Source organism: Fischerella sp. (assembly GCF_013388695.1).
GTDB lineage: Bacteria > Cyanobacteriota > Cyanobacteriia > Cyanobacteriales > Nostocaceae > PCC9605.
This window is the reverse complement of the sequence record NZ_JACAEU010000096.1, coordinates 1-20,039: the sequence shown is the minus strand read 5'-3', so window position 1 is coordinate 20,039 and position 20,039 is coordinate 1. Positions and strand designations below refer to the sequence as shown.

The following is a 20,039-nucleotide window of genomic DNA, read 5'->3' as shown; positions in this document are numbered from 1 at the left end:
ATTAATTTAGTGTTTAGCCGATCCTAGTGGTTGACTGAATTAATTAAAGGCTTAAACCTAAAGTTAAGGAAGTAAATGTACTTCTCTAGCTTCACTGACAATCATTGGTTTTGTTGACTACCAGGCTTGAGATTTTGAAATTAATAACTCTCGTAAATGAGAAATAGTGATGGTTGGAGGTATATGATGAAAGCACTCCATAGTGTACGTGTAACAAAACACAAACTTTTTAGATGTGTTCGCGTGGTTAGATAAACACTTAAACACTATTAATGCCATTTACGGTGAGATTGAACGATAAGTAAACTACATTAAGATTTGTGTAGCACATCAATAATTAAGCGTTCTCTCCGTGAGTCGAAGAATTTAGGTATTTGCCAAAAATGGAGAACGTAGTCATTCATAGTCATTCAAACTGAAATTTTGTACGGAGATTAAGGATTTGCTCTTTGTTTTTCTCTTGTCCAAGTGAGAAGAAGGGCAGCAGTGCAGTAGTGCATCAGGGTTGTATTGAAACTGTTGAAAATAAAAATGAGTAAATTTTCTCATAGCTTCATTGAACCTTTTGGTAACTGTTCTACATTTGTTGAACTCTTGCGTTTAAGAAGCTCTACCCAGCCTCATAGAGATGCTTTTATCTTCTTGCTGGATGGGGAAACAGAACGAGCTACACTAACCTATCAAGAACTAGATAAGCGTTCCCGTAAAATTGCTGCTCAATTACAGGCTAATGGTTTATCTGGAGAACGAGCCTTACTACTTTATCCAGCAGGACTTGATTTTTTAATTGCTTTTTTCGGTTGCTTATATGCGGGAGTTGTGGCTGTAACTGCATATCCCCCTCGAAACGAGCGCAACACACCAAGAATAAAGGCTATTTCCACAGATGCACAAGCAGCCATAGCTCTCACCACAACAGAACTCCTGCCTACAGTGCGAGCTTTAATGACAGAAAAGACTGACCTAGAATCCTTACAGTGGCTGACTACCGATAATCTTGCAGAGGGAATAGAAGATACTTGGCAAGAACCTTCTATTCATCAAGATACCTTAGCTTTTCTGCAATACACCTCCGGTTCTACAGGAACGCCTAAAGGTGTAATGATTAGTCATGGAAACCTACTACACAATGCTGCCACCACCTACCAATTCATGGAGCATTCAGCTGAGAGTAAGTTTATCTCATGGTTGCCGACTTACCATGATATGGGTTTGATTGGTGGAATATTGCAACCTTTGTATGGAGGTTTTCCTTGCATCTTCATGCCTCCAACTTCCTTTCTCCAACGCCCTTATCGTTGGTTGCAAGCTATTTCTCACTATCAAGGTACAACTAGTGGTGCTCCCAACTTTGCATATGAGTTGTGTACTCAAAAAATTACTCAACAACAAAAAGAAACTCTTGACTTGAGTAGTTGGAGTGTCGCATTTAACGGCGCTGAACCAGTTAGGCATGAAACTTTAGAGCGGTTTGCTTTATATTTTGCAGACTGTGGCTTCCGTAAGGAGGCCTTCTACCCTTGTTACGGAATGGCTGAAACAACTCTGATGGTTTCTGGTGTGCACAAAGCAACAGCACCAATTATCAAAACAGTCCAGAAATCTACTTTAGAATCTCATCGGATAGTCGAATCAACTACCAAACAAGAGGATGTCTACCATTTCGTCAGTTGCGGTCGAGTCATACCAGAACAGAAGGTAGTCATTGCAAATCTAGATACGCTCAGTAGTTGTCAACCTGGGGAAGTTGGGGAAATTTGGGTATCTGGGCCGAGTGTTGGTCAAGGTTACTGGAATCGTTCTCAGGAGACAGAAGAAACCTTTCATGCTTATCTATCAGATACAGGAGAAGGGCCATTCCTGCGGACGGGAGATTTAGGTTTTTTGCAGGATGGAGAGCTTTTCATCACAGGTAGAGCTAAAGATTTAATTATTATTCGAGGTCGCAATCTTTACCCGCAGGATATAGAATTAACCGCAGAACGCAGTCATCCATCCCTGCGTTCCGGTGCTAATGCAGCATTTACAGTAGAGGTTAACAACGAAGAACGGCTGGTAGTTGTACAAGAATTGGAGTTTCGCGCTAAGCCAAATTTAGAAGAAGCGATCTCTGCAATTCGCCAAGCGGTTACTGAAGAGCATGAGGTACAAGTTTATGCTGTGGTTTTGATTAAACCAGGTAGTATTCCCAAAACTTCCAGTGGTAAGATTCAAAGACGTGCAACTCGCAGTCGGTTTGAGAAAGATGAACTAAATGTAGTTGGAAGCAGCATTCTCAAAATTAGTGATATTGCAAGAAAGGAAACTCGATTACAGCGTTCTGAACTTTTGGCACTTTCTCCAAGGGAATGTCAACCACTTTTAGAACCATATCTGATTGAAATCTTGGCAGGAGTACTTTCAATCGCACCAGATGATATCAATCCGGAAGAACCATTAAGCACTCTCGGACTTGATTCTTTAAAAGTATTTGAGTTGAAAAATCGGATTGAGGTTGACTTAGAAGTTGAAGTATCCGTAGCAGACTTCTTTGAAGGGATGAGTGCGCGATCGCTCGTCACCAAGATACTGGCTCAAATGACGACAGACGGATTACCGTCAGTATCTCTTATCCAACAACAGAGAGATACATCTATGCATCCTCTATCTTTTGCTCAGCAAGGATTGTGGTTTATCAATCAGCTAACTCCCGATACTCCTACATATAATATTCCTATAGTTATTAGCCTCAAAGGCTGTGTTAACTTAGCAGTCTTAGAAGATAGTCTTAACGAAATTATTAGACGACACGAAGTATTACGAACAAGCTTTACAGTGGTAGATGGACAACCCGTTCAAGTTATCAATCAAGCTGTACCCTTAACTTTGGCGATTGAAGATTTACGTTCGCTTAAGACAAGCGAACGCAATAGCGCAGCAAAACGTTTGGCTACAGAATTAGCACAGCAGCCTTTTGACTTATCTGCTCAATCGCTTTTACGTGCTAAAATTTTACAATTAAATGACAAAAACTATCATTTAATTATCACCTTACATCATATAATTGCAGATGGTTGGTCTATCGGTGTTCTGATCAAAGAACTAGCTGCACTATATGAAGCATTCTCCACAGGCAAACTCTCACCACTTTCTGAATTACCTATTCAGTATAGAGATTTTGTCAATTGGCAACGAAAATGGATTAATTGCGAACGCATTCAACCGTTATTGACTTATTGGCAACAAAAATTGCAGGGTGAACTGACTGTATTGAATCTGCCTACTGACCGGACGCGATCGCCACTGCAAACCTTCAAAGGCGCTCAAGCGAAATTAGTTCTTTCCCGTACCCTGAAAAAAGAACTGAAGAATTTGAGCCGTCAGCAGGGAGTAACTCTGTTTATGACCTTGCTTACAGCCTTCAAAATCTTGCTGTATCGCTACACAGGTCAGACTGATATTTTAGTTGGTTCGCCAATTGCCAATCGTAACAGAGCAGAAATAGAGTCATTAATAGGATTTTTTGTCAATGTCTTAGTATTGCGTACAGACTTATCTGACGACCTGAGTTTTCAGGATTTGTTAGCGCGGGTGAAATCAACTGCTTTAGAAGCTTACGTTCATCAAGACTTACCTTTTGAAAAGTTAGTAGAAGAACTACAACCAAGCAGAGACTTGAGCTACAATCCACTATTTCAGGTGATGTTCGTTCTCCAGAATGTGCCCAAACCCAATCTAAGTCTATCGGATGTATCAATGACTTATGAGGAAGGTTACAACGGCAGATCTAAATTTGATTTGACATTGTTCATGGAGGATTCCGAGCAAGGGTTAGTTGCGACTTGCGAGTACAACACAGATTTATTTGATGCGGATACCATTACCCGGATACTGAGACATTACCAGACTTTACTGTCAAGCATCGTTAGCAATCCTGAACAATGTATTTCACAATTGCAACTATTAACGCCACCTGAAGTCCAGCAGTTACTAGTTGAGTGGAATGATACTAAGACAGACTATCCACAAGATAAATGCATTCATCAACTGTTTGAAGCACAGGTAGAGAAAACGCCGTCTGACATTGCTGTTATCTTTGTAGACGCGCATAGCGCGGCTTCTCGCAGAGTAAAGCAACAAATAACTTACCGAGAGTTAAACAATCGAGCAAATCAGCTAGCACGTTACTTGCAGCAGCTAGGCGTGAAGCCAGATGTTATGGTTGGTATCTGTATGGAGCGCTCTATTGAAATGGTAGTAGGATTACTAGCCATTATGAAGGCAGGGGGTGCTTATATGCCCCTAGATCCAGCCTATCCAAAAGAACGCTTAGCTTTTACCTTGGCAGATTCTCAGGTGTCGGTATTGTTAGCACATGCTCATTTAGTTAATGACTTGCCACCACATTCGGCACAACTAGTATGTATCGACACCGACAGTACAGCATTTGCTGATTACAGCCCAGAAAATCTAGTCTGTAATGCCAGATCAGAAAATTTAGCATATGTAATTTATACATCTGGGTCTACGGGAAAACCTAAAGGAGTACAAATTCCCCACAGCGCTGTGGTTAACTTCTTAAGTACCATGCGTCAAATTCCAGGACTAGCGAAGGAAGATATTCTCCTATCTGTCACCACGTTATCTTTTGACATTGCAGCACTAGAATTGTATCTGCCACTGATTGTTGGCGCTCGTTTAGTATTAGTCAATCGAGAGGTTGTCACCGATGGCATCCAGTTGTTAAAACAGTTAGTCTCCAATGGTGTCACAGTTATGCAAGCCACCCCTGCTACTTGGAGAATGCTGGTAGCTGCTGGGTGGCAGAGCAAGAATACCATGAAAATTCTTTGTGGTGGTGAAGCCCTCGACTCTTCACTTGCCTATCAGTTACTAGAACGAGGTCAAGAAGTTTGGAACTTATATGGCCCTACAGAAACCACTATTTGGTCGGCAGTACAAAAGGTAAACTCTCAAGAGCAACAGCAGGGTGTTAGTTCTATTGGTCGTCCCATTGCCAACACCCAATTCTATATCTTAGATCCACATCAGCAATTAGTTCCTGTCGGAGTTCCAGGTGAATTGCATATTGGTGGCGTTGGGCTGGCGCGAGGTTATTGGAATAGACCTGAGTTAACTGGAGAAAAGTTTATTCCTAGTCCTTTTGAATCAGGAAAACGCCTTTATAAAACTGGAGACTTAGCACGTTACCTAGCAGATGGCAAGATTGAATTTTTGGGCAGAATTGACCATCAAGTAAAAATTCGCGGTTTCCGTATTGAACTAGGAGAAATTGAAGCTTTATTAGAGCAACACCCACAGGTACGAGAAACGGTAGTAGTAGCTAGGGAAGATATACCAAATGACTGTCGTCTAGTTGCATATCTAGTTACTCATGGGAACGCTACCCCTTCTGTAAATGAACTACGGGGATTTCTCAAAGAAAAACTGCCCGAATATATGCTTCCTTCTGCCTTTGTCGGGTTAGATGCTTTACCTTTGACACCCAACGGCAAAGTAGATCGACGTGCATTAAAAGCACCTGAAAATCTGCGTCCAGAGTTAACAGCATCTTTTCAGCCACCCCAGTCTGAAATGGAACAGCAGATTGCAAAGTTTTGGCAAGAAGTACTGCATTTAGATAAAGTAGGTATTCATGATAATTTCTTTGACCTTGGTGGACATTCACTACTGATACTGCAAGTAAATAACAAACTGCGTGCAATTTTGCAGCAAGATATATCAGTAGTGACGATGTTTCAAAATCCAACTATTTACTCCTTAGCGGAATATTTAAGTAAACAAACAAAAGAAAAATCTATTTTTGAACCGATGCGCGATTCTCCTTTGGAGAGGCTGCGCCAACGCGTGCAAAAGCAGATAGAAGCGCGTCAGCAACAAAAACAATTACTGATCAGGAAATCAAGAAATAATTCTCGCTGATGGTGAGTGAAAATTTTGGAGTTTGTAAACAATGCTTACTAGCATTTCTCGTCCTTGGCAATTATTAGTACTTTCTGCTCATACTGACTCAGCACTAAAAACTGCGACTGTAAACCTTGCAGATTACTTGAGACAGCATCGTGACTTTAACCTTGCGGATGTGGCTCATACATTGCAACGCGAACAACAGGCTTTTAAGCATCGGCGGATGGTTGTTTGTCGGGATATAGAAGATGCGATCGCTGCACTTGAAGATCCAAGACGCTTCCTTACCAACATCCAAGAAACAAAAGAACGTCCTGTAGCCTTTATGTTTCCTGGACTTGGTACTCATTATGTCAACATGGCTTGGGAACTTTACCAAGTTGAACCCGTATTTCGGGATCGAGTTGACTACTGTTGTGAATTTCTTAAACTCCTTCTCGATCGAGATTTGCGAGATGTAATCTATCCACACAGAGGTTCTCAACAAGACCAACAATTGCCTCAAGAAAATTCTCAAGGTTTGGATTTGCGAAAAATGTTAGGTCGCAGCCAGACACAAACCGATGCAAAGATAGTAGCTGCAACATCTTTACTCAATCAAACTCACCTCGCTCAACCAGCCATTTTTGTCATTGAATATGCCTTAGCACAGTTATTGATATCCTGGGGAATTGGTCCTGTGGCAATGATTGGCTACAGCATTGGTGAATATGTAGCAGCGACTTTGGCAGGGGTTTTATCCCTAGAAGAGGGTTTAACACTGATTGCTGCAAGAGCGCAGATGATTCAAAAGTTGCCAGGTGGAGCAATGCTTGCAGTTCCACTTTCGCAAACAGAGATATCTCCCCTACTCAATGACAAACTCTCACTCTCTGCGGTTAACGGGCCATCCATGCGTGTAATCGCAGGTGAAACCAATGCTATAGAAGCTTTGGAACAACAGTTAACTAAAAAAGGTTTAGCTTGTCGCCGTCTGGAAACTTCTCATGCTTTTCACTCTCATATGATGGAAGGTGCTACCTCTGACTTACGTGAGTTGGTAAAAACATTTAACCTCCAACCACCAAAAATTCCTTATATATCTAACGTCACAGGAACTTGGATAACAGCAGCATCAGCCACAAATCCCGATTATTGGGTTAAGCATCTGTGTCAACCCGTGTTGTTTGCTCCGGGTATGCAAGAGTTGTGGAAAAAACTGTATCCAATTTTGTTGGAAGTAGGCCCTGGACAGACTCTAGGTAGCTTTGCACTTCAATGTATAGAAAATAATCCAGCAGTCAGTCAGATTATCTTACCCTCTCTCAGATATTCCTACGATAAAAAACCAGACTTAGCATTCTTACTAAAAACATTGGGTAGGCTTTGGTTAGCAGGAGTGCAAATAGATTGGGCGAGATTTTATGCTCACGAGCGTCCTCATCCTATTCCTTTACCTGCGTATCTTTTTTAATGCAAATACTACCGCATTAATTACTAAGACTTACACAAAATGTGGGAGCTTCCCAAATGTTTGATTTAATTTTTAAACACAGAGGAGCCCAGAGATTTTATTAGAGCATTTGTCTTATTTTTTTCAAAAAGTGGATACTCCACGCAAAATCTCTCTAAAAGCCTCTTCTCTTTGTGTCCTTTGCGTCTTTGCGGTTCGTTTAAGTCCAAATATCCAAGTAGAAATGAGTTGAAACTATGAACATTCAAACAGTAGGCATTGTTGGTGCAGGGGTAATGGGAATAGGGGTTGCACAAAACCTTGCTCAAACAGGTCATCAAGTTATTCTAGTAGATATTTCTGAAGATATTCTGGATAAAGCTAAACAGGAAATCAGAAATAATATCCGCTTTCAGGCTTTTTTCAAAAAAAGCGATCGCCCAGAAACTCCAGATGGTATCATCGAAAAAATAGAGTTTTCTACAAACTATAAAATTTTAGAAAATGCAGATTTTATAGTAGAAAACGTCACAGAAAAATGGGATATTAAAAGAGAGGTATATCCCCGATTAGATTCTATCTGTCCAGCAGATTGCGTATTCGCTGCTAACACATCAGCAATTCCCATTACCCGCATTGCTTCAGTTACCAAACGTGCTGATAAAGTTGTTGGTATCCACTTTATGAATCCTGTACCAATGAAACCGATGGTGGAGATGATTCGTGGGTATCATACCTCTGACGCAACAATTGAGATAGCAAAAAAAATGCTAGCTCAGATGGGTAAAGAATGCATCATTGTCAATGATTCACCTGGTTTTGTTTCCAACCGCGTGTTGATGTTAACTATTAACGAAGCTGTTTTTCTGTTACAAGATCAAGTTGCTACAGCAGAAGATGTAGACAAAATATTTAAAGGCTGTTTCGGTCACAAAATGGGCCCTTTAGAAACAGCAGATTTGATTGGGCTAGACACCATTTTATTTTCTATCGAAGTCTTGTACGAAAACTTTAACGATAGTAAGTACAGACCATGCCCCTTACTCAAAAAAATGGTGGATGCAGGATTGCATGGTAGAAAAAGTGGTAAAGGATTTTACGTATATCAATAAATAGGAATAATCAAGACTAATGAACGAAATTCAAGCTAAAATCAAAACTTTCCTTGACAAATTTTTCGGCAATCATGATTTACAACCAGATGAAGACATTTTTGCTCTAGGTTTTGTCAATTCTATGTTTGCTATGCAACTTGTTTTGTTTGTAGAGCAAGAGTTTCAAATTGCCATTGAAAACGAGGACTTAGAATTTGAAAATTTCCGCACCATCAACTCTATCGCCAATTTAATTGCACGTAAAACTGCTATTCTTGTGCAGTAATAAAATATAAATTGCCATTTTCTGTGGCAGAAATGGTATTATGAAACTAGAACTATCTGCTCAACAAAAAAACGCTCAAGCTGAATTTAGAGCTTTTGTTAATCAAGAAATATGTCCTCATGCTGGAGAATGGGATAGGAAAGAATTTACTCCACCAAAATTAATTAACAAAATAGCTGAACGTGGTTTTCTTGGTGCCATATTACCCCAAGAATATGGTGGTAAAGGAATGGACATGATTACCTATGGCATACTCAACGAAGAAATTGGACGGGGATGTTCTTCTGTGCGGAGTTTGCTAACAGTTCACAACATGGTTGTTCATGCTTTGTGTAAATGGGGTAATAAGTCTCAAAAAGAGTATTGGCTTCCCAAATTTGCATCTGGAGAAATCATCGCTGCTTTTGCATTAAGCGAACCGAATGTAGGTAGCGATGCCAAAAGTGTAGAAACAACAGCAACGCTTGCTGGTGATGCCTATGTCTTAAATGGGCAAAAGAAATGGATTACCTATGGACAAATAGCAGATGTATTTTTGGTCTTTGCTAAATGTGAGGGAAAAGCAGGTGCTTTTTTAGTTGAAAAAAATAGCCCAGGACTGTCAGTCAAACCAATGTCTGGTATTTTAGGTGTTAGGGCTTCAATGTCAGCAGAATTGCAGTTTGATAACTGTCACGTTTCTTTAGAAAATTTAGTAGGTAAATTAGGATTTGGATTTTCCTACATTGCTTCTTCTGCACTTGATTATGGTCGATATAGCGTAGCATCAGGTTGTGTAGGTATTGCTCAAGCATGTTTGGAAGCTTGTATTAAGTATACAAACGAGCGAAAACAGTTTGGTGTTTATCTTAAAGAACATCAATTAATTCGCCAAAAGATTACTCAGATGATAACTAACACCAAAGCAGCAAGATTGTTGTGTTATCAAGCTGGTTATCTCAAAGAGATTAACGATCCAAACTCGATTATAGAGACTTCTATTGCGAAGTACTTTGCATCCACAGCAGCTACCAAAATAGCAAATGATGCCGTACAAATACATGGTGGCAATGGTTGTAGTAGTGAGTACCCAGTTGAAAGGTATTTGCGAGATTCTAAAATTATGGAAATCATTGAAGGTAGTACTCAAATTCAAGAAATTACTATTGCAGAGTCAGGTTATCAAGATTATCTTTTTTCAAGTTTACCTACTGGCTTGGAAAAGAAATTAGCAGAAAGGATTTAAGATATGGTTAGCACTAAAGAACAAAATGTAAATAGCAAACAAAAAGATAAAAAGTTTATTAAATGTGTCGTTTGGGATTTAGATAATACTTTATGGCACGGAGTTCTGCTAGAAGATGAGAAAGTTTCTCTACGAGAAAATATAGTAAATCTTATTCAGACTTTAGATAGTCGTGGTATCCTACAATCCATAGCTAGTAAGAACGAACGTGCTACGGCAATAGCCAAACTAGAAGAATTTGGTTTAAAAGAGTATTTTTTATATCCCCAAATTAATTGGAGTTCTAAAGCTTCTTCCCTCAAAGAAATTGCTAGGTTATTGAATATTGGTCTGGATGCGATCGCTTTTGTTGATGACCAATTATTTGAACTAGAAGAAGTAAAATTTACTCTGCCAGAAATTCTCTGTATAAACGCAGATGCAATAGCAGAAATTTTAGATATGCCTGTCATGAATCCTCGTTTTGTTACGGAAGATTCACGAATTAGAAGATTGATGTATATTAGTGATATAGAGCGTCAAAATGCAGAAAAAGAATTTGTTGGCACAGCAGACGAATTCTTAGCTACTCTGAATATGAATTTCACAATATCCTCTGCAAAAGAAGAAGACTTGCAGCGTGCAGAAGAATTAACATTACGAACTAACCAATTGAATACAACTGGTTATACCTACTCCTATGACGAACTCAATCATTTTCGGCAATCAGAAAACCATAAACTGCTAATTGCCAGTCTGGAAGATAAGTATGGCAGCTACGGAAAAATAGGTTTAGTTCTGATCGAATGCCAAGCAGAAATATGGACAATCAAGCTTTTACTGATGTCCTGTCGCGTCATGTCGAGGGGAGTCGGGACAATTATGTTAAATCATGTCATGAGTCTGGCTCAAAGCAATAATGTCCGTCTTTTGGCAGAGTTTATACCAAATGACCGCAACAGAATGATGTATATATCTTATAAATTTGCAGGTTTTAAAGAAATTGATAAGAATGGCGATTCAGTTATTTTGGAAAATGATTTAACTCGAATTCAAGATGTGCCTTCATATGTCACATTTCAAGTAATTGATTAATTGGCTAGATGAAATTTTAAATTTTTAATATTGGTAAGGATAGAGTCACAACTTTGAAGTGGTTAAATTATATGAATAAAAAAGATGATAATGAAAAAACTTATGAATTAATGGAAGGAATTGCTATTATTGGGATGGCAGGGCGTTTTCCAGGAGCCATCAGCATAGAATCTTTTTGGAAAAACTTACAAGATGGCGTGGAGTCATTATCCTTATTTACAGATGAAGAGTTAATAGCTGCTGGTGTATCTCCGGCGTTGGTAAATGATAGCAATTATGTCAAAGTTGGTGGTGTTTTAGAAAATATTGATTTATTTGATGCTGCATTCTTTGACCTTAATCCAAAAGAAGTTGAAGTAATAGATCCTCAACATCGCCTGTTTTTGGAATGCGCTTGGTCAGCATTGGAGAATGCTGGTTACGATTCAAGTAAATGTGAAAGCAGAATTGGTGTTTATGCTGGTGCTAGCTTAAATAATTATTTATCTTTTGATTTGAGTAATGACCAATTAGGGTCAGCGCAATCATACCAAAAGTTGATTGGAAATGATAAAGGGTTTCTCTCTACCCGTGTTTCTTATAAATTAAATCTGACTGGGCCAAGTATTACAGTTCAAACAGCTTGTTCTACATCATTAGTTGCTACTATCCTCGCGTACCAAAGTTTGCAGAATTATCAATGTGATATGGCATTGGCGGGAGGAGTTTCCATCCGATTGCCACAAAAAACTGGTTATTTTTATGAACCAGGAGGGCCACTATCACCTGATGGTCATTGTTATGCTTTTGATGCCAAAGCGCAGGGAACAACTATTGGTAACGGTGTAGGAGTTGTTGTTCTCAAGCGAGTCAAAGATGCGATCGCCGACGGTGACTGTATTTATGCAGTCATCAAAGGTGCTGCAATTAACAACGACGGTTCCATGAAAGTCGGCTACACAGCGCCTAGCGTGGATGGTCAAGCAGAAGCGATCGCCGAAGCGGTAATGCTAGCAGAAGTAGAACCAGAGACAATCAGCTATATTGAAGCTCATGGTAGCGGCACAGCTTTGGGCGATCCGATTGAAATTGCCGCGCTGACCAAAGTTTTTCGTGCCAGTACTGAGAAAAAGAATTTCTGTGCCATTGGTTCAGTCAAAACCAATATTGGTCATTTAGATGCAGCAGCTGGAGTTGCAGGATTAATCAAGACTGCTTTAGCTCTAAAACATCAGTTAATTCCACCAAGCTTAAACTTTGAGCAACCCAATCCTCAAATTGATTTTGCTAATAGTCCTTTTTATGTCAACACAAAGCTAACCCAATGGAAAACAGGCTCGACTCCACGCCGCGCTGGTGTTAGCTCTTTAGGAATGGGGGGAACAAATGCCCATATGGTTCTCGAAGAAGCCCCAACACTTCCAGCTTCTAGTCCTTCCCGTCCTTGGCAATTGTTAGTACTCTCTGCCAAAACCGAGTCTGCGCTAGAAACTGCTACACAAAATCTGAGCCAACATCTAATGCTACATCCCGATCTGAATCTTGCAGATGTAGCTTATACCTTGCAAGTGGGGCGCAGAGACTTTAGTCATCGACGAATATTAGTTTGCTCCGATGCCCAAGATGCAATTGATGCATTGAATCAGCAATCCTCACAACGAGTTTTAACTCAATTTCAAGAGTCAGGGACTCACTCCGTTGCTTTCATATTTCCCGGAGAAGGTGCGCTGTATGTAGACATGGGCAAAGAACTCTACGAAACTGAGCCGATGTTTCGCGAACAGGTAGATCGCTGCTGCCTAATATTAAGACCACATCTAGAGTTAGATTTGCGTTCTGTAATTTATAAAAGCGAATCTGAGCGGGAAAGCGCAGTAGAGAAACTCCAACAAACTTGCTTTGCTCAAAGCGCACTCTTCGTCATTGAGTATGCTTTGGCTCAATTGTGGATGTCATGGGGTATTTCCCCTCAAGCAATGATTGGGCATGGTATTGGAGAGTACGTCGCTGCTACTCTAGCTGAAGTTTTTTCCCTTGAAGATGCCCTTGCACTGGTAGCGAAAGAGTTTTCCACTGAGTTGTTACAAAAAATTCAACTCAATTCTCCGACAATTCCATTCATATCTAATGTTAGTGGAACTTGGATTACTCAAGCTGAAGCAATAGACCCTAACTATTGGGCACAACGGCAGGAAGCAGTACGTTTTAATGAAGGAATTAGCGAGTTAGTTAAAGACACTCAGCGAATTCTACTGGAAATTGGTTGTGGAGAGACTTGGAATACAGAAGAATTGACTGTGCTGACTTCAATACCCCATCCTCATGAGCAGCATTCAAATGTAGCATTTTTACTCAACACCTTGGGTCGGCTGTGGATGTTGGGAATCAAGATTGATTGGTCAGGTTTTTACGCCAATGAACGCCGTCATCGCCTTCCCTTACCAACCTATCCTTTTGAGCGTCAGCGTTACTGGCTTGAGTCAACAGCCTCCCAGGAATCATTAGAGCAAAATTCATCGAGTCATCCTGTTGAAAATCAGCGTTATTCTATTGAGTTAGACTCCTCATCTACCTTAGAAACAGCATGGCAGCGATCGTTAGACAAAAAACCAAATATAGCTGACTGGTTTTATATTCCAGTATGGAAACAATCCATGCCACTTGAGTTTTTCCAAGCAGAAGAACTGACAAAGCAAAAGTTGCATTGCTTGGTCTTTGTGGATAGCTATGGAGTAGGTGCCGAATTTGCCAAACGACTGGAACAGCAGGATCAAGATGTCATCACCGTGCAGATGGGTGAACAGTTTAGTAAGCTCAATGACCGGATGTATGTCATCAATCCCCAGCAACCAGACGACTATGATGTGTTGTTACAGGAACTTAAAAATCAGGATTTTAAGCCAAATGCGATCGCCCATTTTTGGAGTGTTACGCCGAATGATACTTTGCTCAACAATGAGCCAGAATTGTTAGAAGATTTGCAGTATCTTGACTTCTATAGCCTGCTGTTTTTAGCACAAGCAATAGGAAGACAAAATATTTCGGATTCCTTAAAGCTGATAGTTGTAACCAGCAATATCCATAATGTAATTGGCGATGAAAGTTTATGCCCACAGAAGGCTACGGTATTAGGGCCATGCAAGGTAATTCCCAAGGAATATCCGAACATCAATTGCAGTAGTGTTGATGTAGTGATGCATTCTGCTCAAACCCCTTTATCATCAAAACTCATAGATAACCTGGTAGCAGAATTAACATTACAACAGACTAATGAGATAGTTGCCTATCGTGGATATCACCGTTGGATTCAAACCTTTGAAGCTATCCCGTTAGATGAGCGCATTGCAGGCAAAACTAAGTTAAGAGAAGGTGGAGTTTACTTAATTACTGGTGGACTCGGAGACATTGGTTTAGTATTGGCAGAACATCTAGCAAAAACATTACAAGCTAAGTTAATACTAATCGGGCGAGGGGGACTACCTGAGCGTTCCGAGTGGGAACAATGGCTAGTAAATCATGATAGCGAAGATGCTGTCAGTCGTAAGATACAAAAAGTGCTAAGACTTGAAGAATTGGGAGCACAAGTTGAGGTCAAAAATGCCGATGTAACCAATTCCGAGCAAATGCAGGCGGTAATTGCTCAAGCATTACAGAAATTTGGTCAAATTAATGGTGTCATCCATGCGGCTGGTATTGCTGGTGGTGGTGTCATCCAACTCAAGACGCGGGATATGGCAACCAATGTATTAGCACCAAAAGTTAAAGGCACATTAGTCTTGGGAGAGATTTTAAAGAATATAAATCTAGATTTATTTGTGCTTTTTTCATCCAAAACTTCTATATTAGGTGAATTTGGGCAGGTAGATTATTGTGCAGCCAATGCCTTTCTAGATGCTTATGCTCACCGTAATAATTCCACATTTGCTCAACTCACAGTATCGATAAATTGGGATGCTTGGCAAGAAGTAGGGATGGCAGTTAAGACTGTAATGCCAAGCGAAATTAGACAAGGGCGTGGAGAAAGTCTAAAAAAAGGGATATTGCCTCAAGAAGGTGTTGATGCTTTTAATCGCATTCTGCAATGTAGGTTATCCCAAGTTGTTGTATCAACACAAGATTTCCAAGCTGTAATTGAGCAGAATAATTCTTTTCAGTATTTGGAAGAGGGATTAACGCTTTTGGAGGAAAAATTATCTTTACTAAATCCCTCTAAAGCAAATCATCCCCGCCCTAATCTAGGAAATGATTACATACCTCCCCGTAACGAAATCGAGCGAATGCTAGCCGATCTCTGGCAGCAAGTTATTGGAATTGATCGGATAGGTATCTATGACAACTTTTTTGAGTTGGGTGGAAATTCCATAACCGCGATTCAAATCGCTGCCAAAGCTAATCAAGTAGGCTTGAAATTAACAGCTCAACAGTTTTTTCAACACCAGACAATTGATGAATTAGCGGCAAACTTATCTATTATTCAAACCATCCAAGCTGAGCAAGATTTAGAAACACAAGAGTTACACCTTACACCGATTCAGCATAGGTTCCTGACGCAAAACCAGCCCGATATACATCATTGCAACCAGTCTTTGCTACTGGAAATGCAGCAAATATGCGATCCCAATTTGTTAGAGCAGGCTTTACAGCATTTGATTCAACATCATGATGCATTTCGCCTACGTTTTATCCAAACAGAATCTGGCTGGCAACAAAGTTATGCCAGTTTTCATGATACTATTGAATTGAAACGAGTAGATTTGTCGACAATACCAGAAATTGAGCGAGAACTCGCGATAGAATCACAAGCTGCGGAACTAGAGGCAAGTTTGAACCTATTTGAAGGTTCACTTGTACGGTTTGCCTTCTTTGACCTAGCGCCACAACAAACTAGCTACCTGCTAATTATCATTCATCACCTTGCAGTTGATAGTGTCTCTTGGCAAATTTTGCTAGAAGACTTGCAAACAGCTTATCAGCAAATCAGTCAGGGCAAGGCGATACATTTGCCAGATAATACTACCTCATATATGCAGTGGGTAGAATGTCTACAAGAGTATGCTGAATCTTCAGAAATGATCCCAGAACGGGACTATTGGCTCCAAGAAATGCAAAAACCATTTAGCCGCTTACCTGTTGACTATTCAACAGGTGATAATACAGCAGCTAATGCAGATATAGTATCAGTTTGTCTAAATAAACAAGAAACAAAAGCTCTACTGGAGGAGATACACAAAGCCTATAATACTCAAATCAATGATGTGTTACTCACAGCTTTGGTGCAAGCTTTTGCAAAATGGACGGGAGAACGGAAACTGCGGGTGGATATTAGAGGTAATGGTAGAGAAAAAATCTTCAAAGATATAAATCTATCCCGTACTGTTGGTTTGTTTACTACTTATTTTCCAGTGATTTTGGATACAACAGAATCTTCAGACCTAGGAGATTCACTAATCACAATAAAAGAGTATTTGCGTAGCATTCCGAACACTGGTATCGGCTATGGCATACTACAGTACTTGAGCAGCGAGCAGGAGATCCAATCGAAACTGCAAGCTTTTCCTCAGAGTGAAGTGAGTTTCAACTACTTAGGTCAATATGACCAAATGATTTCAGAGCTGTCTTTATTTTGTCTCCCCCAAAAGTCGAAAGGACTCAGCTATAGTACACCTACCAACAGAGTTTATTTGCTAGAGATTAATGGAATTGTTGTTAAAGATGAATTGCAATTTAATTTGATATACAACCAAGCAATTCATCGGCGAGAAACAATTGAAAATTTGGCAAATAATTTTCTAGAAGCATTGCGCTCGCTGATTGTTAAGTGTCAGTCTATTGAAACAGTAATGTATACACCTTCCGACTTTCCAAAAGCTAACTTGAACAAACAAAAATTGGATCAGTTCCTAGCAAGAATTAACCAAACAAGTGAGTAAAAAATAAATGAAAGCAGAAAATATTGAAGATATATACGAACTCACCCCTGTACAAAAGGGCATTCTCTTCCATTGTTTATATTCTGAACAATCTGCACTATATTTTTTCCAGCATATCTTCACTTTGCGTGGCAATCCTGATATCGATGCCTTTGAAAAGGCTTGGCAACTTGTAGTTGATAGACACACAATTTTACGTACTGGATTTTATTGGAAAGAAGCTGAAACCCCACTACAAGTTGTATACAAACAAGTAAAAGTACCCCTAAATCAGCATGACTGGCGTAATCTGGAGCCAGTTGAACAAAAAAAACAATTAGAATCTTTTATTCTCAGCGATCGCAAGCAAGGTTTTGACTTTTCCCAGCCATGTCTGATGCGTCAAACTTTAATTCGTCTTGCTGATGACTACTATCAATGTATTTGGAGCTATCACTTCATCATTATAGATGGTTGGACAGGCCCGCTAATAATCCAGGATTTTGTGCAAATTTATAAAGCACTTTCTCAGAATAAAGAAATATCTTTAGCACCTACTCGTCCTTTTAGAGACTACGTTGACTGGTTGCAGCAGCAGGACATATCTAGAGCCGAAATTTTTTGGCGACAAGCATTACAAGGTGTTAAAGCACCAACTCCTCTCACTTACATAGAAAAAATGGATCAATTGTCTACTCAGGAAGAAAGGTACGATGAAGAAAGAATTAAGCTATCATCAACAAGCACACAGGCAATACAGTCCTTGGCGATACAACATCGTCTTACCCTCGCTACCATAGTTAACGGTATCTGGGTTATTCTCCTCAACCGCTATACCAGACGCAACAACATACTATATGGCTGTACTGTTACTGGACGCCCGGTAGATTTGGAGGGAGCAGAGTCAATGGTTGGTATGTTTGTTAATACATTGCCAATCTATGTCCAGATAGATATTGAACAGCCTTTGTTGTCATGGCTACAGCATTTACAGACTCAACTGGTTGAAGCACGTGACTATGAATATACTCCATTGACGGAAATTCATGGATGGAGTGAAGTACCGCGAAACTTAACTTTATTTGAAAGTATTGTGGTGATTGAAAACTTTCCAGTCAGCCAATTTTTACAAGAATGTAAGATAAATTTAGAAATTCAATATACTGAATTGTATTACAGAAATAACTACCCTCTGAATTTAGTTGTCTACCCAAATGAAGAGTTATTAATAGCTTTCTCCTATGATTCTAGAAGATTTGATACTGATACTATTGCCGGAATACTCGAAGATATTGAAATGCTCGTGCAACAGATGATAACTAATCCTAATGTCAAAATTAAAGACTTAGCATTTTTGACACCAGAAGAGCAAGAAGTTACTTCAATGTTAGAAAAAGAAGCATTCAGTAGGTCGGCACAAATACGGTTAACTAGTTAGGAGCGTCATTTTTCCTTTGTCATTAGTAAGGGTTTCAGCAATTTTATATTACCTAACATAGTGATGTTTATTTCCGCCTACTTACTTATTTGATTGGACTTTCGCTCTGTGTAGTTAAACTGTTAACACAGCATAATGATACAGGAATTAAAACTTTTCTACCTTTAATAATTGATATGCCCACCCTGTTTCATGATGTTTTACGATCAGAAACTCTTCTAATGAGTAAGTGAATACCAAATCCCATTGACATAATCATATTTACAACTTAACAATTACTTGGCGACAAGGAGAAAAAATGGGTATGCATTTACGCACAAATAAATTATTTTCTAAAAAGATTTATTGGATAAATAAATTATCAGGAGAACTGCCAGAAACAAATCTGATTCTGGACTATATAAGACCTTCAGTTTATAGTACTAAAAATAAGTCTCTTAGCTTTGATTTATCGCATGATTTATCTCAAGCAATCATTAAGCTAGCTAAAGGTTCTTACTTTTCAATTTACTTGATACTTGTATCTGCATTGAATATACTGCTGCAAAAATACACTCAAAACAATGATGTTATTGTCGGAATACCGATATATGAAAAAATTGGTACCAATGATTTAAATAGCAAAGTTATTCCCCTGCGTACTCAGGTAATATCTCAACTTACATTCAAAGATTTTTTGTTTCAAGTTCAAGATTCAGTTATCGGTGCTTATAGTCATCAAAACTATCATTTTGATGAATTAATTCAGTTATTAGAAATACCAACAAGTCCGAATCGTTGTCCATTGTTTGATATCATAGTTTTATTAGAAAACATTCATAACAAAAACAATTTAAATAATCTCAATAATGACATCACGTTTTCTTTTTTAATTAACAGTGAAATTATTAGTGCTAATATAGAGTACAATGAACAACTTTTTAAAGATGAAAATATCAACTTTATAAGTAAATATTATACTAATGTTCTTGAAAGTATTATCAACAATGTTGATACTAAAATATCAGATATTGTTTTCTTGAAAGACTCCGATAAATACCAGTTGCTAAAACAATATAATAATAACATTAAAGAGTATCCAGTTGAGCAAACAATCAATCAATTATTTGAACAGCAAGTATCTAAGACTCCAAGCAATATAGCTGTAGTTCATAAAGAAGCTCAACTCACATATAAAGAGTTAAACGAAAAAGCTAATCAACTAGCTGGATTATTGAAAAAATTAGGAGTTTGCAAAGGAGAGTTTGTAGGTATTTTTAAAGACCGCGATATCAATTTCCTTGTTGCTATCCTTGCGATCTACAAGGCAGGTGGTGCATATGTACCCATTGATAGTACTTACCCACCAAATCGAATTGAATATATGTTATCTAATAGTGAAGTGAGATGTCTATTAACAGATTTTTCGCTATTAAATAGCTTATCAGACTTGCGAGAAGATTGTTCGCAATTATCATCTATTATTTGTTTAGATGATGTAATTCCCGAACGTACACTTCTTGATAATAACGCAGGGTTAAAAATATACAATAAGTTTGATTTTTATAATCTCTCTACCCATAATGTAGAACAGATGAATGATGCTGGCGATCCAGCTTACATGCTGTATACATCAGGTTCCACAGGACTGCCCAAGGGAGCAATAGTCAGACATGATGGTGCAGTCAATCATATTTATGCCCAATTTGATGAGTT

Annotated in this window: 9 protein-coding genes; all 9 read left to right on the top strand. The window is 39.0% G+C overall.

Going from position 1 to position 20,039, the window contains the following annotated elements; all coding sequences use genetic code 11:
* Positions 1–531 precede the first annotated feature (531 nt).
* Positions 532–5,922 carry a non-ribosomal peptide synthetase gene (locus tag HXY43_RS12985; RefSeq protein WP_290883603.1) on the top strand — a complete coding sequence of 1,797 codons (5,391 nt, stop codon included), beginning with the start codon at positions 532–534 and terminating at the stop codon, positions 5,920–5,922.
* A 31-nt stretch (positions 5,923–5,953) separates the two neighbouring features.
* Positions 5,954–7,360 carry an acyltransferase domain-containing protein gene (locus tag HXY43_RS12980; RefSeq protein WP_290883602.1) on the top strand — a complete coding sequence of 469 codons (1,407 nt, stop codon included), beginning with the start codon at positions 5,954–5,956 and terminating at the stop codon, positions 7,358–7,360.
* 236 nt (positions 7,361–7,596) lie between these two features.
* Positions 7,597–8,451 (top strand): 3-hydroxyacyl-CoA dehydrogenase NAD-binding domain-containing protein, encoded by an 855-nt coding sequence (locus HXY43_RS12975; protein ID WP_290883601.1) that lies wholly within the window; start codon positions 7,597–7,599, stop codon positions 8,449–8,451.
* A 19-nt stretch (positions 8,452–8,470) separates the two neighbouring features.
* Positions 8,471–8,719: an acyl carrier protein gene (locus tag HXY43_RS12970; protein ID WP_026736228.1), complete on the top strand. Its 249-nt coding sequence runs from the start codon at positions 8,471–8,473 to the stop codon at positions 8,717–8,719.
* A 40-nt stretch (positions 8,720–8,759) separates the two neighbouring features.
* Positions 8,760–9,944 carry an acyl-CoA dehydrogenase family protein gene (locus tag HXY43_RS12965; RefSeq protein WP_290883600.1) on the top strand — a complete coding sequence of 395 codons (1,185 nt, stop codon included), beginning with the start codon at positions 8,760–8,762 and terminating at the stop codon, positions 9,942–9,944.
* A gap of 3 nt (positions 9,945–9,947) precedes the next feature.
* The gene (locus HXY43_RS12960; protein WP_290883599.1) at positions 9,948–11,018 is read left to right on the top strand and encodes an HAD family hydrolase; all 1,071 of its coding nucleotides are present in this window, start codon (positions 9,948–9,950) and stop codon (positions 11,016–11,018) included.
* 71 nt (positions 11,019–11,089) lie between these two features.
* Positions 11,090–16,927, top strand: coding sequence for a type I polyketide synthase (locus HXY43_RS12955; protein ID WP_290883598.1), 5,838 nt, complete (start codon positions 11,090–11,092; stop codon positions 16,925–16,927).
* Between the two features lie 7 nt (positions 16,928–16,934).
* Entirely contained in the window at positions 16,935–18,344 is a 1,410-nt protein-coding gene (locus HXY43_RS12950; protein ID WP_290883597.1) for a condensation domain-containing protein, read from the top strand.
* 298 nt (positions 18,345–18,642) lie between these two features.
* A partial coding sequence (locus HXY43_RS12945; RefSeq protein WP_290883596.1) for an AMP-binding protein occupies positions 18,643–20,039 on the top strand: 1,397 nt, incomplete at its 3' end.

What these genes read in the sequence shown, in the direction of transcription:
- HXY43_RS12985 (WP_290883603.1), top strand. Translation starts at nt 532, where the DNA reads ATGAGTAAATTTTCTCATAGCTTCATTGAACCTTTTGGTAACTGTTCT.
- HXY43_RS12975 (WP_290883601.1), top strand. Translation starts at nt 7,597, where the DNA reads ATGAACATTCAAACAGTAGGCATTGTTGGTGCAGGGGTAATGGGAATA.
- HXY43_RS12950 (WP_290883597.1), top strand. Translation starts at nt 16,935, where the DNA reads ATGAAAGCAGAAAATATTGAAGATATATACGAACTCACCCCTGTACAA.
- HXY43_RS12960 (WP_290883599.1), top strand. Translation starts at nt 9,948, where the DNA reads ATGGTTAGCACTAAAGAACAAAATGTAAATAGCAAACAAAAAGATAAA.
- HXY43_RS12965 (WP_290883600.1), top strand. Translation starts at nt 8,760, where the DNA reads ATGAAACTAGAACTATCTGCTCAACAAAAAAACGCTCAAGCTGAATTT.
- HXY43_RS12955 (WP_290883598.1), top strand. Translation starts at nt 11,090, where the DNA reads ATGAATAAAAAAGATGATAATGAAAAAACTTATGAATTAATGGAAGGA.
- HXY43_RS12980 (WP_290883602.1), top strand. Translation starts at nt 5,954, where the DNA reads ATGCTTACTAGCATTTCTCGTCCTTGGCAATTATTAGTACTTTCTGCT.
- HXY43_RS12970 (WP_026736228.1), top strand. Translation starts at nt 8,471, where the DNA reads ATGAACGAAATTCAAGCTAAAATCAAAACTTTCCTTGACAAATTTTTC.